The following is a 24,957-nucleotide window of genomic DNA, read 5'->3' as shown; positions in this document are numbered from 1 at the left end:
AGTAACGATTCCTAGCAGCCCTAGCACACCCCGCTGACATAGCAGCGCTATCTTTGCTGTAGCCTAGTTCACTGCCGTCACTTGACAGTGCTAGGTCAGCTATGTTCAATGGATCTCGCTACGCCACACCGGCGCAGCGCAACCGAAGGGACGTAACACCCATGGCTCGTATCCGTGTTGGCATGCTCCCGACCGCGTCGTTCATGGTCGGCACCCTGCCGGTGCCGAAGTACGCGGACCAGGAGAAGACGCAGTTCGCGCTGGACCGTGAGACGAACGCGAAGCTCTACACGATCACGCTGTTCTTCATGGAGGAGGACCGCGCTGAGGCGATGAAGATCACCGTGCCGGAAACCGGCCTCCCGAACGGCCTCAAGCCCGGCGTGCCGGTGATGCCGGTGGACCTGTTCGCCACCCCGTGGGCGCGGATCTTCAACGGTCAGCTCTCCGACGGCATCGCCTACCGGGCCACCGCTCTGGAGCTGGTCATCCCGACCGCTGTGGCAGAGACGCCCCAGAAGGCGGCGTGAGTGACACCGACTTCCGGTTCGGCGCTGAGCGCAGCTACCCGCTGCCTCACGCCGGGCCGGACCCCCGGTTCACCGAATCGCTCGTCAACTCGGTGGCGGCCGTGCTCGTCAGCCACCGCTACCCCCGCTTCGCCGCCCTCCAGGACTGGGCGGCTCTCGAAACGGCCCTAGCGGCCTTCCTCTACGGCCACAGCAAGGAGAACGACACGTGAGGGAATGGAACGACACGGTGGAAGGGGCCTTCCGCTACGGGCCCCTGGTGGCGGTCGTGATGCTCGCCGTGCTCGCTGGGTGGGCGGTGTTGTGGATACTGCGCTACCTGCGTGCCGATGCCATGACGCGGCAGTCGATCCGGCAGGCCGTACGTATCAGGCGGGGATGGAAGCGGCTGGCGCCGATGCTGAAGCTGTCGGCAACGGACAAGACGCCGACCGTGATGGCGTCGCTGTCGAACACGGACGGCAAGCCGATCAAGCCCCGCGTCCTGGTCCCGGCTCTCAACGTGGACCACGACATGTACGGGGTGATCGCGCGGGCGAACTGCCTGCCCGGGGTGGGCCTGGAGCAGTACCAGAAGGCGGCCCCTCACCTGGCGGACGCCTGGGGCTGCACACGGGTCGCGGTCACGCAGGAAAAGCCCGGACAGGTCGTGATCCGCGGTGTGCGGCTTGATCCGCTCAAGTTCCCTACGGAACACCGCCCTTCGATCATGGCGCCCGAGGAGACGGCCCGGTGGGACCTCGGGCTGGATGAGTACGCCCGTCCCGTGTCTGTGTATCTCACGCAGGTGCCCGGCGTGACCGTCGCCGGTCTGCCCGGCTACGGCAAGACCAGCCTGATCAACCGGCTTCTGTCCGACTGGGCACCCTCGCCCACCGTGCAGTTCGCGTGCGCGGACGGCAAGGTGTCCGCCGCACACGAAGGGGACTATGCCGACTGGGTGCAGCGGATGTTCGCCTTCGTCGGTGACGACCTGGAGGAAGCCAACAGGCTGTTTATGCTGCTGGTGGAGCTGCGGCGGGTGCGCTCGGCCTGGGTCCGCAAGATCCTCGGGGTCAAGAGCATGTGGGACGTCGGCCCGTCCGAGGACTGGCCGCTGGTCGTGCTGATCATCGACGAGGCACACACCTACTTCCGCGACCACAAGGGCTCCGACCCCAAGACGAAAAAGCTCGCCGCGCTCGCGGCGGAGAACGCGCGCCTGGTGGAAGACCTGGTGAAGAAGGGCCGCAGCGTGGGGATGCTCGTCATCCTCGCCACGCAGAAGTCCACCGGTGACGCCATCCCCACGTTCATCCGGGACGTGTGCCCCGTCGGCCTGTCCTTCGCGCAGAAGACCGCCGAAGCCGCCGTTGCCGCTCTCGGTGAAGAGATCCGCGAGTGGCCCGACGCCAACCCGGTCAACCTCCAGGACCCGGCCTATGTCGGCGTCGCCTCGATGAGCCACCAGTCCCAGCCCGGATTCACCCGCATCCGCACCCCCTACGTGCCAGACGCGGACGCGGCACACGTCGCTGATCACACCGCCCACCTGACCGCCGACCCCTACACGCTCCTGGAACGCTTCCTCGGCCCCCGCATGGGGGACACGGACGTGGACCTGACCAAGCCCAACGCCGCCTGATCGTCCGACCTCGGCCGGTCACGACGCAAACGGAAAGGAGGTGAACACCCATGACTGAGGACCGGATCACGCAGCGCACCATCACCGCCGTGATGATCGTCATCGCCGCGCTGGCGTTCGTCTTCTCCTTCGGCAATGTGTGGGCCCTCGCCCTGCGCCTGGGCGTCCCGGGGCCGATCGCCCCGCTCATTGCACCGATGGTGGACCTGTCGGTGGTCGGCCTCCTGGTCGCCCTGCGCTACCTGTCCCTGCGCGGCCTGCCCGCCGATGACATGAAGGCGGCAACCCGGCTCATGCACTTCTCCGGCCTGCTCACCCTGGCTCTCAACGTCGCCGAACCGATCGCCGCCAGGCACTACGGCCGCGCCGCCGTGGACGCTGTGGCCCCGCTGCTCCTACTCGGCTGGGGCACCGTCGGCCCCCAGCTCCTGCGGGCCTTCCACACCGTCACCCGCACCACCAACCCGGCTCCCGCCTCGACGGAAGCCATCGAGCCCGACCCGGAACCGGCCGCGTCTGCCGAACCCACCCCCGCCCCGGACGCTCCGATTAAGGCCCCGGCGGCGCCTGCGGTCGCGGTGCCTGAGCCGCTGCTGTCCGAAGCACGCTCCATCGCCGCATCCCACCATGCAGAACACGGCGAACCCATCACCGCGGCTCAGCTCAAGATGCGGCTCGGTATCGGCCTGCCGATGGCTACCGCCCTTCACGCCGCCCTGTAGGGCCGCACTCCTCCGCCGGCCTCCCGGCACATCCCGCCCCGCCCACCCCCTGGGCTCGACCTGTCATGCCTGCGGACAGCAGCCCGAGCGCACTGAATCGCTGCTGCCCGCAGGCCCCACCCTCGCGCCAGGAAGGAGACCACGCCACTCATGCGCCGCCCCCTCGACCTGCGCCACGTGATCAGCCCCGGCCTGCGGGACCTGATCGAACTGGCCAACACCGACGACTTCGACCGCGTGACCGAACAGGTCCGCAACCTGCGCGGCTGCACCAGCCCCGTCAACCTGCACGGCTGGACGGTCACCACCGACCAGACCACCAAGCAAGTGGTCCGCTCCTACCGCTCCGAAGACGAACCCTCCGGACGGCTGCTGACCACCTGCGGCAACCGCCGCTCCTCCCGCTGCCCCGCCTGCTCACGGGTGTACGCCGCCGACACCTACCACCTCATCAAGGCCGGACTGTCCGGCGGAAAGAGCGTCGCCGAAACCGTCCGCGACCACCCCCGCGCCTTCGTCACCCTCACGGCCCCCTCCTTCGGCCCCGTCCACAACCGCAAGACCGACAGCGCGGGCAAACCCCGCCCCTGCGCCTGCGGCACCCACCACACCGAGGACGACCCAGTGTTGGGCACCCCGCTGGACCCGGCCACCTACGACTACACCGGCGCCGTGTTGTGGAACGCCCACGCCGGGCAGCTGTGGGCACGCTTCACCACCTACCTGCGCCGCGCCCTCGCCGAGCACCTCGGCATGACGCAGAAGGCGCTGAACGCAGCCCTGCGCGTCTCCTTCGCCAAGGTCGCCGAGTATCAGAAGCGCGGCCTGGTCCACTTCCACGCGGTGATCCGCTTCGACGGACCCGACGGCCACACCACCCCGCCCCCACCATGGGCCACCTTCGACGCCCTCCACGTCGCCGCGGGCCTGGCCGTCGAGCGTGCCCGGCTCACTATCGAGTCCGACGCCATCGGCGAGCGCGTGATCAAGTGGGGCGACCGCTTCAAGGTCGACCAGATCTCCGCCCTGGGCGACGGCGAACTCACCGACGCCAAAGTCGCCGGATACGTCGCCAAGTACGCCACCAAGAATGCCGAAGGCGCGGGCACCGTTGACCGCACCCTCATGTGTCGCCCCTGCACCGGACGGGGCTACGTACGCGGCCCCGACGGCTTCCGCGACCTCTGCGCCGACTGCGACGGCACCGGCCAAGCCGAACCCCTCACCGACCTCCGCGTACAGCAGCACGCCCGGCAGATGATCCGCACTGCCTGGGCACTCGGCCACCTGCCGGAGTTCGCCCACCTCAAGCTCTGGAAGTGGGCTCACATGCTCGGCTTCCGCGGCCACTTCTCCAGCAAGTCCCGCGCCTACTCCACCACCCTCGGCGCGCTCCGCGACGTACGCCGTGCCTGGCGCACCGCCCAAGCCGAAGCCGCCCGCATTCGCGCCGGCCTTCCCGCCGACGACGAGAACACCACCCTCGTCACCGCCTCCTCGTGGACCTACCTCAGCAGTGGCTACCGTCCCGGCGAAGAACTCCTCGCCGCCCAAGTCCGCCACGACATGGCCCACGCCCAAAGCCTCAAGCAAGAAGGGCTGGTGCCTGCATGACAACGGCCGTGCTCACCGTGGACCAGGTCGCCGAGCGTCTCGGCATCAGCCGCTGGAAGGTCCACGACCTGATCCGCTCACGCGAACTCGCCTCCTTCAAGATCGGTCGCTGCCGCCGCATCAGCGAAGCCGCGGTGGTCGCCTACATATCCCTCCGCACCGAACAGGAAGCTGCCTGATGGCCAAGCCGAAGAAGAACGCCAACAACGAGGGCACCATCTATCAGCGCAAGGACGGGCGTTGGGAGGGCAGCGCGTACGTGCTCACGACCGACGGCACGTACAAGCGGCGCAGCGTCTACGGCAAGACCTGGGATGAAGCACACGAGAAGCTGACCAAGCTCAAGGCCGACTCCCTGAGCGGTCTCCCGGTAGCCACCAGCAAGATGATGCTGAGCGAGTACTTGGCGTACTGGCTGGCGAACGTCGCCAAGGGCAAGGTCCGCCGGACGACCTACGTCAACTACGAGTCCCTCGTCCGTAACTACGTCACCTCGGAGTTCGGCAAGAAGAAGCTGACCCGGCTCACCGCCCGAGACATCCGCGCCTTCCTCGCCAAGACGGCCGCCACCTGCCAGTGCTGCGCGCAGGGCAAGGACAAGAAGCGGCCGGAGCACAAGCGGCGCTGCTGCGCCCTCGGCAAGTGCTGCAAGAAGCTCCCGTCTGACCGGACCGTGCGCTTTCTGCTGGTCATCCTGCGTGCGGCTCTCCAGCACGCCGTACGTGAGGACGAGCTGCCCCGCAACGTAGCCCGGAACGTGGAGCTGAGCATGGGAACGAAGCGCGAGATCGAACCGCTCACGGCCAAGGAAGGGCGTCAGCTCCTGGCGGCGGCCCGCGATAGCCGACTATGGGCCACTTACGAACTGGCGGTCCGCATCGGCCTGCGGCGAGGTGAGCTGCTGGGGCTGCGCTGGTCGGACGTGGATCTTCACGAAGGCGTCCTCACCGTCCGGCAGGCCCTCCAGCGAGTCGGCGGTGAACTACTGATCGTCGCGCCGAAGACGCAGCGCTCGGCCCGTCGTGTGGCCCTGCCTGCCGAGTGCGTAACGGCGCTCCGGGCTCAGCGCGCCCAGCAGATCGCCGACCGGAAGGGAGCGGGCAGCAACTGGAAGGGAACGGGCCAGGGGCTCGTCTTCACCACGCGGAACGGAACCCCGATAGAGCCGCGCAACCTGAACCGCTCCTTCGAGGCGCTGTGCATGCGGGCCGGCGTCCGCAAGGTCCGCTTCCACGACCTACGCCACACCTGCGCGTCGCTCCTCCACGAACAGGGTGCCGATGCCCGCATGATCATGGAAGTCCTCGGCCACAGCTCGATCCGCGTGACCATGGATATCTACACGTTCGTACGGCTCGACTCGCAGCGCTCGGCGTTCGATCGCGTCGGGGATGCTCTGAGGGGTGACGGCAACGACCCGGACGATGACGACGGTGTCCCGATAGCCGTCTGATCCGCTCCCGAATGCGGTTGCCGTCAAACACTGCCGTCAAGGCAAAAGCCAGAGACCCTGTGGATCACTCCACAGGGTCTCTGGTCTGCTGTGCACTCGGCAGGATTCGAACCTGCAACCTTCTGATCCGTAGTCAGATGCTCTATCCGTTAAGCTACGAGTGCTTGTGCGTTCCGGGCTTTTCTGCCCGGTCGGCGTTGCGGGAACAACATTACATGACCTGCGCCGTCAGGCGAAATCCATTAGCCGCACCCCATCTGACCTGCACAAACGCCCGTACAGCGGTACGTGCGGGCGCAGTCGCCGCGCCGGGAACGACCGAAGCCCCGGCCGTCGGGCCGGGGCTTCGGTGTTGGGGCGGAGGCGGAGGGATTTGAACCCTCGATGGGCTTTAAAACCCAAACCGCATTAGCAGTGCGGCGCCATAGACCGGACTAGGCGACGCCTCCAGCACACCCGCGCGGGCGCGAGTGGTGCGTGCAGATGATGACACAGCCGGGTGGGGTGTCACCAATCGCTCCCCACGGTACTAGGCGCGCGGGCCCCGGGGCAAAGAGCCGCTCGGGCGTGGCCGGGGCGGGCGACCCCCGGGCGGGTCAGTCCGGGTTGCGCAACGAGCGGGCGTGCGGAGCGTTAGAGATGCCGGGGCGGCTGCCGCTCCCGACCGATCACCCTCCAGGAGTACTCATGCTGCGCCGCCTCGCCTTCACCGCCGTCGCGACCGCCACGGCATCAGTCGCCGCGCTCGTCGTCACCGCCCCGGGCGCCGCCGCGTCCGGGATCGGGCCGCTCCCGCTGCCGCTGCTGCAGCCGGAGGAGACGCAGGACCGGCTCACGGTGATCACCGCCGACACCGGCAACCCGATGGCCGACGGCACGTACGAGCTGACCTGCGGCCCGGTCGGCGGCACGCACCCCGAGGCGCAGGCCGCCTGCGACCGGCTGGAGGAGCTCGGCCAGGAGGGGGCGGACCCGTTCGCGCCCCTCGCCGGGGACGCGATGTGCACGCAGATGTACGGCGGCCCGGCGACGGCCCGGGTCACCGGCACCTGGCACGGGCGGTCCGTCGACGCCACCTTCGACCGCAGCAACGGCTGCGAGATCGGGCGGTGGCAGACGCTGGAGCCGGTCCTGCCGACGGCCCGGTACTAGCGCCCGTCCTCGGCGCGGACCACGTGGCGAGCACCGCGTACGGCGGCGTGCGCGCCGGTCGCTCCGGACAGCGCACAGGTCACGGGCCGTAGCGAGGGTCACGGGACCGCTGCGTGTACACAGAACCTTGGTGAGAGCTCCCCCTCATCCGCCGCCGCACCCCCACCCCCTGCCCTTAGACTCCCTCCAGTGACAGGCTGCGGCCCGAGGGGCAAGATGGGGCCGGCCGTCCGCAAAATGCTGTATGTCAGGGAGGAAGCGTCGTCGTGAGCAGCAGGCCATCCCGGGGCGCTGCTCGCCTCGCAGCCATACTCGACGCCCTTCCGGACGGGCTCGTGCTCGTCAACGCCAACGGCACGGTGGTCAACGCCAACACCATCGCGCTGGAACTGTTCGAGACGCCGGGTACGGCCTTGGTGGGGCGAGGACTGCTCGATCTGCTCCCGTCCTTCGACTCGAAGCTGATCCCGGGATCGATGCGGCGGCCGGATGCCGCGGACGAGCGCGGCCGGACGAAGCCGACCCGCATGGTCGCGCGGCGCACGGACGGCTCGGAGTTCCCCGTCGAGGTCACGAGCGCGAACCTGGAGGACGGCCGCGAGGCCTACGCCTCGTACGGCAGCGGCAACGGCAACGGCAACGGCAGCGGCAGCGGCTACACCGGCGACGAACTCCTCATGCTCGTCGTACGCGATCTCTCCGGCACCGTCGACACCGAGGCCGAACTCGCCCGCTCCCAGCGGCAGACCGAGATGATCCTGCGGGCGGCCGCCGAGGGTGTCGTCGGCACGGACACCGAGGGCCGTGTCGTACTCGTGAACCCGGCCGCCGCCCAGATACTCGGTTTCCGCGCCAGCGACCTCGGCGGCAAAAAGCTGCACCCGCTGGTCCTGCACTCACGGCCGGACGGCGAGCCGTTCCCGTACGACGAGTCGCCGCTCGCCGACACCCTCAAGTCCGGGCGCAAGCACCGGGTGCGCGGGCAGGTGCTGTACGCGAAGAACGGCAAGAAGGTGCCGGTCGATCTGACGACCGCGCCGGTGCGCGACGGGGAGCAGCTCGTCGGCGCGGTGCTGACGTTCACCGACCGGCGGCCCTACGAGGAGCTGAAGGAACGGCACGCCAACGAGATCGCGGAGCGCGACGAACGGCATGCGGCCGAGCTGACGGAGCTGACCGAGAAGCACACGGCGGAGCTCGCCGACAGGACGGAGCGGTACGCGGCGGAGGCCGAGGAGCGGGACGAGCAGGTGGCCTCGCTGACCGCCCGGCTGAACCAGCTGACCGCGGTACTCGGCGAGTCGCTGCGCGGCCCTCTGGACGAGCTGCGCGGCGAGCTCGGCAAGCTGGCCGCCGACCCGGCCGGGCAGCTGTGGCCCGAGGCCAACCAGATCCTGCACCACCTGGCCGCCGGCTACGCCCGGATGACCACGCTCGTCGACAACGTGCTCGGCTTCCAGCGGCTCGACGCGGGCGCGGAGCCGCTGCAGCGGGCGAAGGTGCTGCTCGACGGGGTCGTGGCGGCCGGCGTCGACGGCGCGGTCGAACTGATCGGCCCGGGGCGCGCGCAGTTCGCCGTGCACGCGCCGCCCATCGAGGCCGAGGTGGACGCGGCCCGGCTGGCGACCGCCCTGGCGCACCTGGTCGCGGACGTGGCCGGCGTCGACTCGACGGGCAAGACCCGGGTCGTGGCGGGCGCGGGCGGCGGGTACGTCGACTCGACGATCGTGGTCGCGGCGGCGCAGCGCGGCGATGTCGTACGCATCGAGGTCCGCGGCCCGTACCCCGGGGGCGATCCGGTGCACGAGCCGATCGTCCGCGGAATCGTGGCCGCGCACGGCGGTGTGCTGCAGACGCACGAGGTGCCGGGCATGAGCGGCAGCGCGTACGTGCTGGAGGTGCCGCTGGGCGAGGGCGCCGGAATGGTGACGCCACCGGCCGCCGCGACGCCGGCGGCCACGCCCGCGCTGCCCGCACAGGCACAGTCCGGCGGTGGCGGGCGGCGACGCGCTCGGCGGGCGTCCACGGACGCGTTCCTGGAGAGCCCCGTGCCCGAGAACGGTACGGGTGGTGGTCCGGCCGGTACGGGCGGTGGCACCGGCCGGCGCCGCGGTCGGCCGAGCCCGGCCGAGGTGGGCGCATCCGCGGCACCGGCACTCGCGGCCGAGGGCGGCGTGGTCACCGCGGCGGAAGGCGCGGCCGGTGCCGGGCGCCCGGCGCTGGGCGACACCGTTCCGCCTCAGGGTGTGGGCCCGGAGGCGGCGGCAGCCCCGCAGCCCACGGGCCGTCGTGCCCGCCGTGCCGAGGCGGCCGTGCCCGCCCTGCCGCCGGCGACGCCGGGGGTGCCGGGGCCCGCGAGTCCGTCCGCACCCGTGGCGCAGGCGCCCGCGGCAGCACCGGTACCTCCCAACGCCGCCGCGGTCCCGGCGCATCCCGCGGCTCCCGCACATCCCGTGACCCCCACGGAATGGCCGGCTGCCGGACAGTCCAACGGCTCGGCCCCCGGCTGGCCCGTGCCCGGGCAGGGCAATGCTCCTGCCGTCATGACGCAGGCAGCGCACGCGGACCCGAACGGCACCGGTGCCTCCGCGCTGCAGCCCGCCGGGGCCGGGGCCGGCACGCAGCCCGGCGGTGGGCGGCGCACACGGCGTGCGCTGGCCGGTCCGCAGGAGCGGGCCGCGAGCGATGAGGCGGAGGAGGTGCGGGTCGCGTTCGCGCTGCCGCCCGCCGACGCCGATCGCGTCGCCGCACCTGCGGCGGCCGCTCATGACGGCGAGGGCCGCCACGACGCCGCACGCAGCGAGCCGGGCACCGACCACACCCCGCCGCAGCCGCATCCGGTGTCGACCGGGCGTCGCCGTGCGCGCCCGGAAGCGGCGACGGGACCGGAGTGGGCCGACAGCGGGACCTCCGGGCAGGGCCCGGCGGCGCTCGCCGGCGCCCCCGTGCCTGCGGCCTCCTCCGCACCGGCGCCCGCGCAGGCCGAAGGCGGCAACACCGGCTCCGTGCCGCCACCGCCCGCGGCCCCCGCGGTGGCTCCGGCCTCAGCGGCCCCCGCAACCACGCCGCCGCGCGTCGCACAGCCGCTGCCCGCGGAGGCGCCGCTGCCCGCGGACGCTTCGCAGGGCCGGTCGTTCAGCGTGCGCACCCTCGGGCAGGGCGTGCCGTTCGCGCAGCAGGCCGGGCAGACGCAGCACCCCCTGGCGAGCGCGCAGGCCAAGCAGGCCACGCCGGTCCGGCAGCCCGCGCAGGCCACGCCGCCCGCCCCGGCCCCGAACCAGTCGCTCGGCCAGAACCAGACGCTCGCCCCCGGACGGCGGCGCAAGCTGGCCGCCCCGCCCGAGGACGCCGGCGGCGGCGAGCGCGCGCTCCCGGAGACGGCCGCCCGGCCGCACCCGCAGCCCGCGCAGCCCCAGCGGCGGCTCGCCGCCGCTCCCGCCGAGGGCCGGTCGTACGCGATAGGCGCACCGGACGAGGGCGCCGAAGGCCCCGAGCCCCTCGACGGCCCCGGCGGCGCCGTCGAGGTGGCGAACCAGCCCGCGCCCTTCCCCGTGGACGACGAGCTGCCCCCGGAGCCGCTGGACAATCCGCGCCGTCTCCTCGTCTGGCCCGCGCCGGACGTCGCCACGCAGCAGGCGCTGAGCGAGCGCGGCTACCGGCCGGTGATCGTGCACTCGCGCGAGGAGGTGGACGCGCAGATCGCCGCGTTCCCCGCGGCGCTCTTCGTCGACCCGCTGACCGGGCCGATCACGCGTACCGCGCTCCAGTCGCTCCGCCAGGCGGCGGTCGCGGCCGAGGTGCCGGTGCTGCTCGCGGCCGGTCTGGGGCAGGCGACGCGCGAGGCGGCGTACGGCGCCGACCCCGCCGTACTGCTCAAGGCGCTGGCACCGCGCGACAGCGAGCAGCACCCGTCCCGCGTGCTGCTGATCGAGGAGAACGACGACATCGCTGCCGCGCTGACGGCGACGCTGGAGCGGCGCGGTATGCAGGTCGCCCGGGCCAGGGCCGACGCGGACGCGGTCTCGCTCGCCCAGCAGATGCGGCCGAACCTGGTGGTGATGGACCTGATGCAGGTACGTCGCCGCCGCGCGGGGATCATCGACTGGCTGCGTGCGAACGGCCAGTTGAACCGCACCCCGCTCGTCGTCTACACCTCGGCCGGCCTCGACCAGGCCGAACTGCCCAAGCTCTCCTCGGGCGAGACGGTCCTGTTCCTGGCGGAGCGCTCCACGAGCGCCGAGGTGCAGGGCCGGATCGTGGATCTGCTCGCGAAGATCGGCACGAACTAGCGCGAGGACGAACCGGCGCGGGCACGAGCAGGAGCCCGGCACCAGCAGGAGCCCGGCAGGAGCAGGTACATGCCGGTACGGACCCGGGGCCCGGCGCGCGTCATGCGCGCCGGGCCCCGGGCCGTTCGTGCCTGCTGATGCCTACCCGCCTACCTGCCTACCGCAGTTCCGTGACGTCCAGTTGGCCGTCCGCGTACTGCCTGCGGATCACCTTCTTGTCGAACTTCCCGACGCTCGTCTTCGGCACCGCCGGGATGAACGCCCAGCGCTCCGGCAGCTGCCACTTCGCGATCCTCTCTGCGAGGAAGTCCTTCAGCGAGGCGTAGTCCGCGGTCGCGCCGTCCCTGAGGACGACGGTGGCCAGCGGGCGCTCTCCCCACTTCGCGTCCGGAACGGCGACGACCGCCGCCTCCGCGACGTCGGGGTGCGCCATCAGCGCGTTCTCCAGCTCGACGGAGGAGATCCACTCGCCGCCGGACTTGATGACGTCCTTGGCCCGGTCGGTGAGGGTGAGGAAGCCGTCGGGGCTGATGACGCCGACGTCACCCGTCTTGAGCCAGCCGTCGTCGCTGAACTTGTCCTCCGGCTTGAGGTCCTCGCCCGCCGCACCGCCGTAGTACGCCCCCGCGATCCACGGTCCGCGCACCTCCAGCTCACCGGCCGCCTCGCCGTCCCACGGCAGGAACTCGCCGGCGGGCCCGCGCAGCCGGGCCTCGACGCCGGCCGGGAAGCGGCCCTGCGTGAGGCGGTAGCCGAACTCCTCGTCCGTGCCGACCGCGTGGGCCGGCGGCCGGGCGATCGTGCCGAGCGGGGAGGTCTCGGTCATGCCCCAGGCGTGACAGACGCGCATGCCCAGGCGGTCGAACGCCTCCATCAGCGACGGCGGGCAGGCGGAGCCGCCGATGGTGACCTGGGTGAGGGAGCTGACGTCGCGGGGCTTCGCCGTCAGCTCGGCCAGCAGGCCCTGCCAGATGGTGGGGACGGCGGCCGCGTGGGTCGGGCGCTCGGTCTCGATCATCTCGGCGAGCGGCGCGGGCTGGAGGAAGCGGTCCGGCATGAGCATGTTCACGCCGGTCATCAGCGCGGCGTGGGGCAGTCCCCAGGCGTTGACGTGGAACTGCGGGACCACGGCGAGGCTGGTGTCCCCGTCCGTGAGGCCCATCGACTGGGCCATGTTCACCTGCATGGAGTGCAGATAGATGGAGCGGTGGGAGTAGACGACGCCCTTGGGGTCGCCGGTGGTGCCGGAGGTGTAGCACATGGCCGCGGCCGTACGCTCGTCCAGCTCCGGCCAGGCGTAGCCGGTCGGCTTCCCGGCGATCAGCTCCTCGTAGTCGTGGACCTGCGCCTGCGCCCCGGCCAGCACCGAGCGGTCGCCCGGGCCCGAGACCACGATGTGCTCGATCGTCGGCAGCTGCGGGAGCAGCGGGGCGAGCAGCGGCAGGAGGGAGCCGTTGACGATGACGACCCGGTCGGAGGCATGGTTGACGATGAAGACCAGCTGCTCGGCGGGGAGTCGCAGATTGAGGGTGTGCAGGACGGCGCCCATGCAGGGGATCGCGTAGTACGCCTCGACGTGCTCGGCGTTGTTCCACATCAGCGTCGCGATGCGCTGGTCGCCCTCGACCCCGAGGTCGTCGTGCAGGGCGTGCGCCAGCTGGGCGGCGCGCTCACCGATCTCGCGATAGCTGCGGCGCTGCGGCTCGCTGTCTCCGGTCCACGTCGTGATCTGTGACGTGCCGTGGATGGTCATCCCGTGCTTCAGGATGCGGGTGACGGTCAGTGGTACGTCCTGCATGGTGCTCAGCACGGCGTCCTCCCGAGGGCGCACATCTCCGGACCCGGGGGCCACCCCCGCGTCCCCTGGCCTACGTGGCAGTAAGGGTGTGGAGATTCTGCGCACGTACCGCGCGGTATGTCACTACCCCCGGGTACGAAATCGAGGACGAAAACGGAAATGCCGGTGACCCTGCCGACCGGTGAGGCGCGGGCCGACCGGCGGGCCGAACAGTGGCCCACCAGCGGCGCGAGCCGTGCGACGGCGGGTGCGCCGCGCCCGGTCAGCGCACCGGGGCGAGTTCCGGGTCCTCGCGGAGCTTGCCGAGCGCCCGGGAGACCGCGCTCTTGACCGTGCCGACGGAGACCCCGAGCACCTCGGCGGTCTGGGCCTCGCTGAGGTCCTCGTAGTACCGCAGCACGACCATGGCCCGCTGCCGGTCCGGGAGCTTCATGACGGCACGCCACATCGCGTCGTGCAGCACCTGCTGCTCGGCCGGGTCCGGTGAGGGCACCCCGGACGGCTCGGGCAGCTCGTCGCACGCGAACTCGTCCACCTTCCGCTTCCGCCACTGCGACGTCCGCGTGTTGAGGAGCGCGCGGCGGACGTAGCCGTCGAGCGCCCGGTGGTCCTCGATGCGCTCCCAGGCGACATACGTCTTGGTGAGCGCGGTCTGCAGCAGATCCTCCGCGTCGCACGGGTTGGCCGTGAGGGACCGGGCGGTACGCAGCAGCACGGGCCCCCGCGCCCGTACGTACGACGAGAACGACGGGTACGACGGGTAGGAGGGCTTCGGCGATGCCGCCCTGGAGGCGGTTGCGCAGACTGGCGTGGTCATGGCTCCACGCTAGGAGCGGCCCTGGCCCACGGGATCGGCCCCAGGTCCCGAAAGGGGATCCGCCTCAGGTTGTAGGGGTGGTGAACTCCCCACCTCCTGAAGGTGGAGGGCGTCGGACCCGTGAGTAGGGGTCGCAATCGCCCCTCATCGGGGTGCAGCGGCCTGCCCGGCCACCCGTGGCCGCGCTGACCAGGGCGGGCTCAGCCGTCCGCCCCCAGGACGAGCCCCGAGGTCGGGACTCCCGTGCCGGCCGTGACGAGGGTCGTCGCCGCGCCGGGTATCTGGTTCACCGAGGTGCCGCGCAGCTGCCGTACCGCTTCCGCGATGCCGTTCATCCCGTGCAGATACGCCTCTCCCAGCTGGCCTCCATGGGTGTTGAGGGGCAGGGCGTCCGCGGCCACGAAGTCGGCCGCCTCACCCGGCTCGCAGAAGCCGAACTCCTCCAGCTGCATCAGCACGAACGGCGTGAAGTGGTCGTAGAGGATGCCCACATCGATGTCGCTCGGGCCGAGGCCGGAGGTCCGCCAGAGCTGGCGGGCGACGACGCCCATCTCGGGCAGGCCGGTGAGATCGTCCCGGTAGTAGCTGGTCATCTGCTCCTGCGCCCGTCCCGCGCCCTGCGCAGCCGCGACGATCACCGCGGGTGGATGCGCCAGATCCCTGGCCCGCTCGACGGACGTCACCACGATCGCCTGGCCGCCGTCCGTCTCCTGGCAGCAGTCCAGCAGCCGCAGCGGTTCGACGATCCACCGGGAAGCGGCGTGATCCGCGAGGGTGATCGGCTTCCCGTGGAAGTACGCCGCGGGGTTGCGGGCGGCATGACGGCGGTCGACCACCGCGACATGGCCGAACGCCTCCGGGGTCAGTCCGTACGTGTGCAGATAGCGCTGGGCGGCCATGGCCACCCAGGAGGCGGGGGTGAGCAGCCCGAACGGGATGTTCCACCCGAGCGCCGCGCCCTCGGCCGACGGCTCGCGCTGCTGCACCCCCGAGCCGAACCGGCGGCCCGAGCGCTCGTTGAACGCCCGGTAGCAGACGACGACGTCGGCGACGCCCGTGGCGACGGCGAGCGCGGCCTGCTGAACGGTGGCGCAGGCCGCTCCGCCGCCGTAGTGGATCCGGGAGAAGAACGACAGCTCGCCCATGCCGGCCGCCTGGGCGACGGTGATCTCGGGGCTGGTGTCCATGGTGAAGGTGACCAGGCCGTCGACGTCGGCGGGGGAGAGCCCGGCGTCGTCGAGGGCCGCCCGGACCGCCTCGACGGCCAGCGTGAGCTCGCTCCGGCCGGAGTCCTTGGAGAACTCGGTCGCCCCGATGCCGACGACCGCCGCCCGCCCGCCGAGCGCGTCGGCCCTGCGCACGCTCATGATCCCGCCTCCGGTGCTGGGTGCGAACCCGACTCCGGTGCCGGTGGCGAACCCCGACCCGTCTCCGGCCCCGGGTGTCCCGGATACGGGCCCGCCCCGGCTCCGGCCGCCCGCCCGGGAACCGTCACGGTCACCGTGCCCGTGACGTGCTGTCCGATGCCGTTCGCGCCGAGGACCCGCACCTGGGCCGTGTCCCCGTCGACGTCGGTGACCGTGCCGGTCAACGTCATCGTGTCGCCCGGGTGGTTGGGCGCGCCGAGCCGTATCGCGACCCTGCGCAGGACGGCCGTCGGGCCGAAGTGGTCGGTGATGAACCGCCCCACCAGGCCGTTGGTCGTGAGGATGTTCATGAAGATGTCCGGGGAGCCCTTCTCCTTCGCAAGCTCCGCGTCGTGGTGCACGTCCTGGTAGTCCCGGGAGGCGATGGCTCCCGCGACGATCAGGGTGCGGGTGATGGGGATGGTGAGCGGGGGCAGTTCGTCACCGGCCTTCATGACACGGATCCCTCCTCCGTCGCGCCGAACGCGATCACGTCGCCCAGCTCTGCCAGGACTTCACTGCCGCAGCCCAGATACGCGTCGAGCTGGCGGCCCCAAAGGAAATGCCGGTGGACCGGATGGTCGAGGTCGGCGCCGAGGCCGCCGTGCAGATGCTGGCCACTGTGGACGACCCGCTTGCCCGCCTCTGACGCCCACCAAGCGGCGGTCAGCGCGTGCGTGGCGTACGGCAGTCCCTCGTCGAGACGCCACGCCGCCTCGTACGCCGTGACCCGTATCGCCTCCGTGTCCATGTACGCATCGGCCGCGCGGAGTTGGACCGCTTGCCTGGTGGAGAGGGGGCGGCCGAACTGCTCCCGCACCGACGTGTACGCGACGGCCCGGGCGAGCGAGCCCGCGCAGACACCTGCCTGGAGCCCTGCGAAGGCGATCCGTGCGGCGGCGAGCACGTCCTCGTACGCACCGTCGCCGCCGAGCCGCTCGCCCCGCGTGCCGTCCAGCACCAGCCGGCCCGCCGCCCAGGGGGCGGTGGTCTCCACCGGGGCCGTCTCCGCGTCCGCGGCCCGTATCAGCCACAGGCCCCGGTCGGCGTCCGGCACCAGGACATGGGTGGCGTCCCTCAGCCACGGCACGTATGTGACGGTCCCAGTCAGCCGCCCGTCCTCGTCCGCCCGGATCGCGCCCCGGGCCGCGAACGCCCCGGTCGCGACGGCGGTCCCGTCCGACAGGGAGGGCAGCAGTCGCTCCCGCTGCTCGTCCGTGCCGTGCCGGTCCACCGCGAGCAGCCCGTACACACAGCTCGCGGCGAACGGCACCTGCGCGGTCGTGCGGCCCTGCTCCTCCAGCATCAGCACAAGGCCGAGCAGCCCGACGTCCGCCACGGCTGCGGGCAGCCCGGCCGCGCACAGCGCCTTCCACAGCTCGGCGTCCGTCCCGGTCCCCGCGGCGGCCAGCCGCTCGTGCGTGGACAGGTCCCCGAAGATCCGCGCAGCCAGGTCGCGGGCCGCGGCCTGCTCGTCCGTGGGTGTGAAGTCCATGTCAGCCCGCGCTCTCTGCCGGCACGGCGAGCACTGCCGGCGCTTTCGGCACTTCCGGCCCGTGCAGCGCCGCCGACGGCCGGAACACGGGCAGCTCCAGTTCCTCGTCCACCCGCAGGAACTCCAGCCGCACCGGCATCCCGATCCGCACCTTGTCGTACGGCACTCCCACCACGTTGCTCACCATCCGCACGCCCTCGGCCAGCTCGATCAGCCCCACGGCATACGGCGGGTCGAAGGCCGGGAACGGCGGGTGGTGCATCACCACGTACGAGTAGACGGTCCCCTCGCCGCCCGCCTCGACCGTGTCCCACTGCGCCGAGCCGCACGCCCCGCACCCCGGCAGCCAGGGGAAGCGCAGTGTCCCGCACCCCCCGCACCGCTGGATGAGCAGCTTGTGCTCGGCGACCGCGTCCCAGAATCCGGCGTTGTCCCTGTTGACCACCGGCTGCGGCCTCCGGGCCCGCTGCCGCCTCCCTGCGGTGGCCGGTGCCTCTGCCTGCGTGGCTGCCTGTGTCTGCGCGGGTGCCTGCCCCTGTGCCCGCGTCGCTGCCTGTGTCTGCGCGGGTGCCTGCCCCCGTGCCTGCGTCGCTGCCTGTGTCGGTGCCTGTGCCCGTGGCGGTGCGTACTTGAGGATGCGGAAGCGGTGCGTGCCCGCGAGCTCGCCGTCCGCGCGGATGTCCATCCTGGTCGTGACGAAATGCCCCGTCCCCAGCTTGGTCGTCTTGCGCGGCGACACCGACTCGATCCACGAGTCGTAGGTGATCCGGTCGCCCGGCCGCAGCGGTCGCAGATACTCCTGCTCGCAGTCGGTCGCCACCACCGAGGTGAATCCGGCGCCGTCGAGCAGCGCGGACAGCTCGTCGTACGCGCCCGTGCGGTCCGAGTGCCCGGACAGCCCGCCCATCGTCCATGCCTGGAGCATCGTCGGCGGAGCAATCGCGTCCGGCCCTCGGTACGCCGGGTTGGTGTCCCCCATCGCCTCGCACCAGTGCCTGATCATCGGCTCGTTGACAAGGTCCTTGCCGGTGCCCGCGTGGACTGCGACCCGCCGCCCCTCGTAGGTCCTCAGCAGCCCGTACAGCTCGTCCGCACCCATTTCCCCCGCACTCACCGCTTCCCCCTCCTCATGCCGAGCCGCATCGTCGCGACGATCTCCCGCTGCACCTCGCTCACCCCGCCCCCGAAGGTGTTGATCTGCGCCGCCCTGTTCATCCGCTCCAGCTCCCCGCTGCCGAAGCCGCCCGGCGAACCGGCCCTCACCAGCCCCGCGTCCCCCGTGATCTCCTGGCACATTCGATACACCTCAACGGCCGATTCGGTTCCCATGAACTTCACGCCGCTCGCATCGCCGGGGGCGAGCCGGCCGGCCCCCACATCGCCCACCAAACGCCAGTTGAGCAGGCGCGTTGCCGCGAGCCGGGCATGCACTTCGGCGATCCTGGACCGGACCCACGGCTCGTCAACCGGACGCATGCCCGTCACCGGATCGGGAGTACGAGCGTGCTCCAGTGCCGCGGCCGCGAAGTCCTCCGCCTGCATGCCGATCGCGGCGAGCGCCACCCGTTCGTGGTTGAGCTGGTTGGTGACCAGCCCCCAGCCGCCGTTCTCCTCGCCGACCAGATGCGCGGCCGGGACGCGGATCGCGTCGTAGTACGTCGCCGTCGTCGTCAGCCCGCCGACGGTCTCGATCGGCGTCCACGAGAAGCCGGGCGCATCGGTCGGGACGAGGATGATCGAGATGCCCTGGTGCTTGGGCGCGTCGGGGTCGGTGCGGCAGGCGAGCCAGATCCAGTCCGCGTTCTGGGCGTTCGAAGTGAAGATCTTCTGCCCGTCGATCACCCAGGAAGCCGCCGTGCCGTCGCCGTCCCGCACCGCCTTCGTCCGCAGCGCCGCGAGATCGGTCCCGGCCCCGGGCTCGCTGTAGCCGATGGCGAAGACGACGTCCCCGCGCAAAATCCGCGGCAGGAAGAAGGACTTCTGCTGCTCGGTGCCGTACTTCATCAGGGTCGGGCCGACCGTGTTCAGCGTGACCATGGACACGGGTGCGCCCGCGCGGTACGCCTCGTCGAAGAAAACGAACTGCTCGTCGGCGCCGCGCCCCTGCCCCCCGTACTCGACCGGCCAGCCGAGCCCGAGCATGCCGTCGGCGCCGATCCGGCGCAGCAGCCTGCGCTGCTCCGCCGTGCCGTCGGCGGCCGACGGCCCGTCCGGCATCACGTCACGGAAGTACGAGCGGAGTTCGGCGCGCAGCCGCTGCTGGCGTTCTGTCGGGGCGAGGTGCACGGCGGGGGCCTCCCGGGCGCAGGATGGGTTTCTGACTGTCCGTCAGATTGCGGGCACCTGTCAAGGTCGTGAGCGCGCCCCGACGCGAGCGGGCGCGCGGGCGGGCGGACGGCTCGGGCCGCCGGGACAGCGGACGGACGCGGACACGCGAAACGGCCTGCGCGCCGATGCCGTAGCACCGCCGCGCAGGCCGTTGTTCACCCCTCGGCCAGGCCCCCCTTCGGGCCGCGCCCTACCAGAGCTCGAAGAAGTTCACGGTCACGGTCTCGGTCGACTGGTCGATCGCCGTGAAGGCCGAGCCGTTCACGCTCACCGTGTTGTTCCGGTTGGACGCGCCGGCACCGGTGGCCACCTGCTGGGTGGTCGTCGAGATGCCGTAGTTGTCGTTGCCCACGCCACTGCCCTCGATCTCGGCCACGGACGCGTTCGATCCGTCGCCCGCGAAGGCGCCGTTGTCGGCCTGGGCGACGCCGGAGAAGAGTGCGGCGGCGAGAGGCAGCGCTGCGACAGCGGCGAGGGCGCGGGCGGTACGGATGCTTGCCATGTCAATTCCTCCAGGAACCGTAGGTGCACCCCTGAGTGCACCGGAAGTACGGAAGTACGGCTGGGACCCGGGCAGTTGGCCGACCGCCTCGGTCGTTCTCACGACGTCGCGATTCCAGAGTTGCCCACCGAACCCCCGGCGAACCGCCGCGGACGCCCCGATTCCCCCTCAAGCGTGATGACATATCGATAAACCCCCTTCACGCTCTCAACGTCCCAGCTCACGACCTCGCGGACCCCGAAGACCGCCCACGGCAAGAGAAGAAGCGTTCCGGCACATTTTCTGTCAATCCTCTCCAACCCCCTCTTCCCCCTCTTCCCTTATTCGAACACTCGTACGAACATAGAAGTATGGCCACCACCGACCGGCACAGCGCCACCCTGGCCCTCGCCCACGCTCTCTCCGCCGCCGAGCGCGGGCTCCCCGTGATCCCCCTGTCCCCCACGAAGCTCCCCGCGCTGCCCTCGCCCCACCGCCGCGACCCGCAGCCGGTCCTCTGCCGCGGCGAGTGCGGGCTGCCCGGGCACGGTGTGTACGACGCCACGACGGACCCGGCCGGCGTACGCGCCCTGTTCGCCGCCACACCCTGGGCCACGGGGTACGGCATCGCCTGCGGACGGCCTCCGCACCATCTGATCGGCATCGACCTCGACACCAAGAACGCCGCGACGGGGGGCACCGACTCCGTCACGGCCCTGCGGCAGCTCGCGCTGCAGCACCTGTTCACGGTCCCGGAGACGGTCACGGTGCTCACGCCCAGCGGCGGCCGCCATCTGTGGCTGAGCGGCCCGCCCGACGTCGTCGTACCGAACTCGGCGAGCCGCCTCGCGCCCGGAATCGACGTCCGGGGCAGCGGCGGCTACCTCGTCGGCCCCGGCTCGGTCTCGGCGCACGGCGCGTACCGGCTCGCGCCCGGCACCGCAGACCTGCCGCCCGCGCACTGCCCCCGCGCACTGCTGCGCCTGATCGCGCCCCCCGCGCGCCCCCACGACCCTGAGCCGTCGTACGCGGGCGACCGGGCACCCAGGGGCGAAGGGCTGGTCCAGTTCGTACGCGCCGCCCACGAGGGCCAGCGCAACACCCGGCTGTTCTGGGCGGCCTGCCGCGCGTACGAGAACGGCATCGGGGACGCACTCGCGGACGCCCTCACCGAGGCGGCGGTCCGCGCCGGGCTCACCGAGCGGGAGGCCCGCGCCACGATCGCCTCGGCGGCACGGCTGAGCACGGGACGCCGCGATTAGCCATGCCCCGGCCCCGTCTTCGATGACCGGGCCGACGGGGCCGACGGGGCCGAGGGAGCCGACATGACCGCCTCGGACGACCCTCGCCACCACGCCCAGGTGAACAGCCGGCACCCACTGCACCTGGGCCAAATGACATGCATCACAAAATTGGCCCGAACCAGGAAGGCAACTACCCCCTTACGCGGTATTTGCCTGCCCTGCGAGCAGGATGCGCCGCGCCCGTCCCTTGCACAACTCGCTTCCTACGACGGCATTTCCGGTCATACGATCACGGGCCAGCGGCCCTGCGTGGGTGCTACCGCAGCGGCTGCCCCAGCGCTTTCGAACCCTGCCTCTCGGACCCACAAAGGACTCCGTTGAAGATTCGCCGCACGCTTGCCACGGCCGTCGTCGCCGCCGTGACCACCCCCGTCGTCCTGCTCTCCGTCACCCCGGCCTTCGCCGACGCCAAGCCGTCCGCCGCGTCGCAGGCGCAGCGCCAGGCCGCGGAGGACAAGCCCTCCATCGAGGAGCTCGAGAAGGCCGCCGCGGAGGCGCAGAAGGCGTACGACGACGCCGTCGCCGCGCAGAAGGTCGCACGGGCCGTCGTCGAGGCCGCGCTCTCCGACGACGCGCCCCTCACCGTCGCTGCCGAGGCCGCCGAGAAGGAGGCGGCCGACGCCGCCACCGCCAAGCAGAACGCCGACCAGGCGCTCGCCGACGCCCAGGCCGCACTCGCCGCACTGCCCGAGACCGCCACCGCCGAGGAGAAGGCGGCCGCGGAGATGGCCGTTGCCGACGCCGAGACCGCCGCCGTGGCCGCCGCGGCCGCCAAGACCGCCGCCGACGAGAAGGCGACCACGGCCCGCCAGGTGGCCGACGACGCCCGTGTCGCCGCCGCCAAGGAGTACTCCAAGGCCCAGAAGGCCGTCGAAGAGGCCCTCAAGGCGAAGGAGGCCGCCGACAAGGCGCTCGCCGACGCCAAGGAGGAGGCGGAGGAGGGCGAGGACTGCGTCTTCGAGAGCAAGCTCACCACGGTCGTCACCGGCCTGCCGTCCAAGATCGTCGCGGGCTCGACGACCGACTTCTCGCTCCGCGTCACCAACGGCACCGACAAGACGCTGGACGAGGTCTTCCCGTTCGTCTACTTCCACGCGACGGACAAGGGCGGCTACAACGTCATCGACGACGCCTTCCACCTGCAGTGGTCGACCGCCGCCGCCCCGACCTGGAAGAACGTGGAGGAGGACGGCGGCTACGCCGGCTCCGTCAGCCCGCTGAAGGCCGGCGCCCACGCCGACGTGAAGCTGCGCCTGAAGGTCGACGCCACGGCCCCGGCCGGTGAGGGCCTGGCCTTCGTCGCCGGTGACTACGTCAACGACGACGAGTCCTGCGGCGGCAACGACTTCACCGAGTACGCCTTCGAGCTCCTCGCCGCGGGCACCGACGCGGGCGACGTCGACGACGCCGAGCCCGGCAAGACCACGCCGCAGACCCCGGACAACAAGCCGCAGGGCGTCACGTCCACCACCCCGGTGAACTCCGGCACCCTCGCCGACACCGGCTCCTCCTCGGCCCTCCCGCAGCTCGCCGCTGCGGCCGGCGCGGCCGTGGCCCTCGGTGCCGGCGCGGTCTTCGTCGTCCGCCGCCGCAAGGCCGGTTCGGCCGCCTGACGCACCCTCACGCGGCCGCGTAGTACGTACGCGAAAGGCGCCCCCGCATTCCGCGGGGGCGCCTTTCTCCACGCCTGCCCCGTCAGGACGGATCCGCGCCGGTCTGTCGGCCTGCCTCGGGTTGCGCGTCCTTGCCCGGCCTTCGCCCTGCGACGCGTGCGCCACCACGCCGCGGCACCGGTCAGCCCCACGGCGGCCAGGACGGCCGCCTTCGCGCCGACCTTGACCGACAGCCAGCCGAAGAGGAAAGAGGAACCCCACTCCTGCCACCGGACGACGCCGATGATGCCCAGCGTCGTCAGCACTCCCGCCGTGACCGCCAGTGCGGTCGTCACGTCGGCCCCCGGCCGACGCTCTCCCCCATGTCAGCACTCATGCACCTCACGCTGGAGCCCGCGCTCCGCGGTCATGGTCCGACTCAAGGACGATTGCGCAGCGCCCCGCCGTCGGAGACCCGTGGACGCCGTGCACACAAGAAGCCGTGCACACGAGAAGCCGTGCACACGAGAAGCGGTCGCGACTCCACGAGAACGCCCCGGGGTGCTGGTGTTCCCGAAGCCGGGCAGGCCGGCGACGGCCACACCGCGGCACACCTGTGTCAGGTCCACCGACACCGGACGCGCGTCATCGTCCGGCCGAGACCCTCCCGCAGCCGTCCCCGCAACCACCGTCGTGGGACGGTGCTCGGCCGAAGGGCGACCCGAGGTTGCGGCCCTCACACCCACCGGCCCGGCACAGCGCGCCTCGTCCGGCGGAGCCTTCGGGCTTGCTCTGATAACAGAAGTCGCGCATGCCCCCCTCAGAAAAGCTGTCATGGCCGTCATACACATGCGTGCTCGCCCGGGGACTATCGTCTTCCTCGTAGCCGAGAAATCCAGAAGGCGCGACAACGGAAACGGACTGCCGCGCACGGCAGACCAGCAGGACGTGGCACGGCAGTGGAGCGGCGGGGCCGGAGTTCCCGTGGACGCCTGGTCGGCCGCCGGGCTGCGCGGCTCGCCCAGGGGCCGCAGGCAGTACGCACGATCCGCAGTAGGCAGTTGACCAGCAGGAAAGAAGAAGGAAGAAGGCAGACGCCATCAGGATCGCCCGGGCAGGAATCCGGTCAGCCCGGTACCGCAGGCCCCGGAACGGCAGGTGGTCCCACGGTCACGCATGCGCGATCCCCGCACACGCCCCTCTGCCGGGGGACCGCGCGGCAAGAGGAGCCCGGCACCGCAGCAGGCCGGCAGATGGTGTTCACATCCTTCGGGGTTCCGGTGCCGTACGGCACCGGAACCCCTCGACGCGTTTCCCGATCAGAGGTGCAAATGACCGCAGAGAACTCCTTCGACCGTCTCGATGACGACGACTACCCCGCCTACACCATGGGCCGAGCCGCCGAGATGCTCGGCACCACCCCCGGCTTCCTGCGCGCGATCGGTGAAGCCCGCCTCATCACCCCCCTGCGTTCGGAGGGCGGACACCGCCGCTACTCCCGCTACCAGCTGAGAATCGCCGCCCGTGCCCGCGAGCTCGTCGACCAGGGCACCCCCGTCGAGGCTGCTTGCCGCATCGTCATCCTCGAAGACCAGCTCGAAGAAGCCCAGCGCATCAACGAGGAACTACGGCGCTCCGCCACCGAGCCCCGACACGGGGCCGAGGCTTGATCCATTTGCCTGCCGACCCGACGCGTGCCGAGCCGGCGCCGGCCCCTGGGGCGGCGGTCTGCCCGGCCGGACCTCGACGGTCCCGCCCCACCCATGGCGACTGCGCCCCTGCGCAGAAACACTTCGGTCGGCGTCGCCCAATATCTGTGACCGCGAAATGAGAAATAAGGTCGAGGCGCGATGACGGTATCTTGCGCGGCGGCCCGTGTGCAATTGTTCACCGCGCAGGGCCGATCCCGGCGTGCTACTGTCGATCTCAGTTGCAGTTGTGGTTCCCAAACTCCAAGTGCCTCCATAGGCGTGAAGATGCCAGTGGGAGCACTTGTGTAATTTCCGGTAATTTTCCGGACGGGGCAATCATCGCGGCGACACGGGTTTCGCACAGTGCGGACCCGGGCACTGCCCCGAAGGAGAATTGACATGGCATCTGGCACCGTGAAGTGGTTCAACGCGGAAAAGGGTTTCGGCTTCATCGAGCAGGACGGTGGCGGCGCTGACGTGTTCGCCCACTACTCGAACATCGCCGCCCAGGGCTTCCGCGAGCTGCAGGAAGGCCAGAAGGTGAACTTCGACATCGCGCAGGGCCAGAAGGGCCCGACGGCCGAGAACATCGTTCCCGCCTGACGCTGACGCGTAGTACGAGCTGGGGCCCGCACCGTGGGGTGCGGGCCCCAGCTCGTTG

At 71.3% G+C, this 24,957-nt stretch carries 21 protein-coding genes and 2 tRNA genes; 13 read left to right on the top strand and 10 right to left on the bottom strand.

Annotation, left to right across the window (positions count from 1 at the left end; all coding sequences use genetic code 11):
* The first annotated feature begins 161 nt into the window (after positions 1-161).
* From ACWCP0_RS14640 to ACWCP0_RS14610, 7 genes are all read left to right on the top strand, one after another.
* Positions 162-530, top strand: coding sequence for an SCO3933 family regulatory protein (locus ACWCP0_RS14640; protein ID WP_451079158.1), 369 nt, complete (start codon positions 162-164; stop codon positions 528-530).
* A complete protein-coding gene (locus ACWCP0_RS14635; RefSeq protein ID WP_451079157.1) occupies positions 527-742 on the top strand; it encodes a hypothetical protein in 216 nt (71 codons plus the stop codon). Before ACWCP0_RS14640 ends, ACWCP0_RS14635 begins: the two co-directional genes overlap by 4 nt.
* The gene (locus ACWCP0_RS14630; RefSeq protein ID WP_451079156.1) at positions 739-2,154 is read left to right on the top strand and encodes an FtsK/SpoIIIE domain-containing protein; all 1,416 of its coding nucleotides are present in this window, start codon (positions 739-741) and stop codon (positions 2,152-2,154) included. Before ACWCP0_RS14635 ends, ACWCP0_RS14630 begins: the two co-directional genes overlap by 4 nt.
* A gap of 50 nt (positions 2,155-2,204) precedes the next feature.
* Positions 2,205-2,876, top strand: coding sequence for a DUF2637 domain-containing protein (locus ACWCP0_RS14625; RefSeq protein WP_451079155.1), 672 nt, complete (start codon positions 2,205-2,207; stop codon positions 2,874-2,876).
* A 150-nt stretch (positions 2,877-3,026) separates the two neighbouring features.
* A complete protein-coding gene (locus ACWCP0_RS14620) occupies positions 3,027-4,490 on the top strand; it encodes a replication initiator (protein ID WP_451079154.1) in 1,464 nt (487 codons plus the stop codon).
* Positions 4,487-4,669, top strand: coding sequence for a helix-turn-helix domain-containing protein (locus ACWCP0_RS14615; RefSeq protein WP_450722819.1), 183 nt, complete (start codon positions 4,487-4,489; stop codon positions 4,667-4,669). The genes ACWCP0_RS14620 and ACWCP0_RS14615 overlap by 4 nt, the downstream gene beginning before the upstream one ends.
* On the top strand, positions 4,669-5,943 hold the full coding sequence (locus ACWCP0_RS14610; RefSeq protein ID WP_451079153.1) for a site-specific integrase: 1,275 nt from the start codon (positions 4,669-4,671) through the stop codon (positions 5,941-5,943). The genes ACWCP0_RS14615 and ACWCP0_RS14610 overlap by 1 nt, the downstream gene beginning before the upstream one ends.
* A gap of 91 nt (positions 5,944-6,034) precedes the next feature.
* Here the strand turns inward: ACWCP0_RS14610 and ACWCP0_RS14605 are convergent.
* Positions 6,035-6,107, bottom strand: a tRNA-Arg gene (locus ACWCP0_RS14605).
* Between the two features lie 194 nt (positions 6,108-6,301).
* A tRNA-Ser gene (locus ACWCP0_RS14600) sits at positions 6,302-6,392 on the bottom strand.
* Between the two features lie 238 nt (positions 6,393-6,630).
* On the opposite strand from ACWCP0_RS14600, the gene ACWCP0_RS14595 reads away from it, so the two are divergent.
* Together ACWCP0_RS14595 and ACWCP0_RS14590 are read left to right on the top strand one after the other, a co-directional pair.
* Positions 6,631-7,095 (top strand): SSI family serine proteinase inhibitor, encoded by a 465-nt coding sequence (locus ACWCP0_RS14595; RefSeq protein WP_451079152.1) that lies wholly within the window; start codon positions 6,631-6,633, stop codon positions 7,093-7,095.
* Between the two features lie 266 nt (positions 7,096-7,361).
* Positions 7,362-11,384 (top strand): PAS domain-containing protein, encoded by a 4,023-nt coding sequence (locus tag ACWCP0_RS14590; protein WP_451079151.1) that lies wholly within the window; start codon positions 7,362-7,364, stop codon positions 11,382-11,384.
* Positions 11,385-11,541: 157 nt separating this feature from the next.
* On the opposite strand, the gene ACWCP0_RS14585 is transcribed toward ACWCP0_RS14590, so the two are convergent.
* The 8 genes from ACWCP0_RS14585 to ACWCP0_RS14550 all read right to left on the bottom strand — a co-directional run bounded on the left by ACWCP0_RS14585 (position 11,542) and on the right by ACWCP0_RS14550 (position 19,730).
* A complete protein-coding gene (locus ACWCP0_RS14585; RefSeq protein WP_451079150.1) occupies positions 11,542-13,194 on the bottom strand; it encodes a long-chain fatty acid--CoA ligase in 1,653 nt (550 codons plus the stop codon).
* 250 nt (positions 13,195-13,444) lie between these two features.
* A complete protein-coding gene (locus ACWCP0_RS14580; RefSeq protein ID WP_451079149.1) occupies positions 13,445-13,999 on the bottom strand; it encodes a SigE family RNA polymerase sigma factor in 555 nt (184 codons plus the stop codon).
* 200 nt (positions 14,000-14,199) lie between these two features.
* On the bottom strand, positions 14,200-15,366 hold the full coding sequence (locus ACWCP0_RS14575) for a lipid-transfer protein (RefSeq protein WP_451079148.1): 1,167 nt from the start codon (positions 15,364-15,366) through the stop codon (positions 14,200-14,202).
* The gene (locus ACWCP0_RS14570) at positions 15,363-15,860 is read right to left on the bottom strand and encodes a MaoC family dehydratase (RefSeq protein WP_451079147.1); all 498 of its coding nucleotides are present in this window, start codon (positions 15,858-15,860) and stop codon (positions 15,363-15,365) included. The genes ACWCP0_RS14575 and ACWCP0_RS14570 overlap by 4 nt, the downstream gene beginning before the upstream one ends.
* Positions 15,857-16,900 (bottom strand): acyl-CoA dehydrogenase family protein, encoded by a 1,044-nt coding sequence (locus tag ACWCP0_RS14565; RefSeq protein WP_451079146.1) that lies wholly within the window; start codon positions 16,898-16,900, stop codon positions 15,857-15,859. Before ACWCP0_RS14565 ends, ACWCP0_RS14570 begins: the two co-directional genes overlap by 4 nt.
* Position 16,901: 1 nt before the next feature.
* The gene (locus ACWCP0_RS14560) at positions 16,902-17,999 is read right to left on the bottom strand and encodes an OB-fold domain-containing protein (RefSeq protein ID WP_451079186.1); all 1,098 of its coding nucleotides are present in this window, start codon (positions 17,997-17,999) and stop codon (positions 16,902-16,904) included.
* Positions 18,000-18,010: 11 nt separating this feature from the next.
* On the bottom strand, positions 18,011-19,186 hold the full coding sequence (locus ACWCP0_RS14555; RefSeq protein ID WP_451079145.1) for an acyl-CoA dehydrogenase family protein: 1,176 nt from the start codon (positions 19,184-19,186) through the stop codon (positions 18,011-18,013).
* Between the two features lie 232 nt (positions 19,187-19,418).
* The gene (locus ACWCP0_RS14550) at positions 19,419-19,730 is read right to left on the bottom strand and encodes a hypothetical protein (protein WP_351230692.1); all 312 of its coding nucleotides are present in this window, start codon (positions 19,728-19,730) and stop codon (positions 19,419-19,421) included.
* Between the two features lie 350 nt (positions 19,731-20,080).
* Between ACWCP0_RS14550 and ACWCP0_RS14545 the strand changes: the two genes are divergently transcribed.
* The 4 genes from ACWCP0_RS14545 (at position 20,081) to ACWCP0_RS14530 (ending at position 24,899) form a co-directional block, all read left to right on the top strand.
* Positions 20,081-20,971, top strand: coding sequence for a bifunctional DNA primase/polymerase (locus ACWCP0_RS14545; protein ID WP_451079144.1), 891 nt, complete (start codon positions 20,081-20,083; stop codon positions 20,969-20,971).
* A gap of 359 nt (positions 20,972-21,330) precedes the next feature.
* The gene (locus ACWCP0_RS14540; protein WP_451079143.1) at positions 21,331-22,626 is read left to right on the top strand and encodes an LAETG motif-containing sortase-dependent surface protein; all 1,296 of its coding nucleotides are present in this window, start codon (positions 21,331-21,333) and stop codon (positions 22,624-22,626) included.
* A gap of 1,310 nt (positions 22,627-23,936) precedes the next feature.
* Positions 23,937-24,275, top strand: coding sequence for a MerR family transcriptional regulator (locus tag ACWCP0_RS14535; RefSeq protein WP_451079142.1), 339 nt, complete (start codon positions 23,937-23,939; stop codon positions 24,273-24,275).
* A 420-nt stretch (positions 24,276-24,695) separates the two neighbouring features.
* The gene (locus tag ACWCP0_RS14530; RefSeq protein ID WP_014047008.1) at positions 24,696-24,899 is read left to right on the top strand and encodes a cold-shock protein; all 204 of its coding nucleotides are present in this window, start codon (positions 24,696-24,698) and stop codon (positions 24,897-24,899) included.
* Positions 24,900-24,957: the final 58 nt, after the last annotated feature.

This window comes from Streptomyces sp. NPDC001970 (assembly GCF_053594115.1).
Note: the sequence above shows the minus strand (reverse complement) of the source record. Positions and strands in the feature narration are given on the sequence as shown.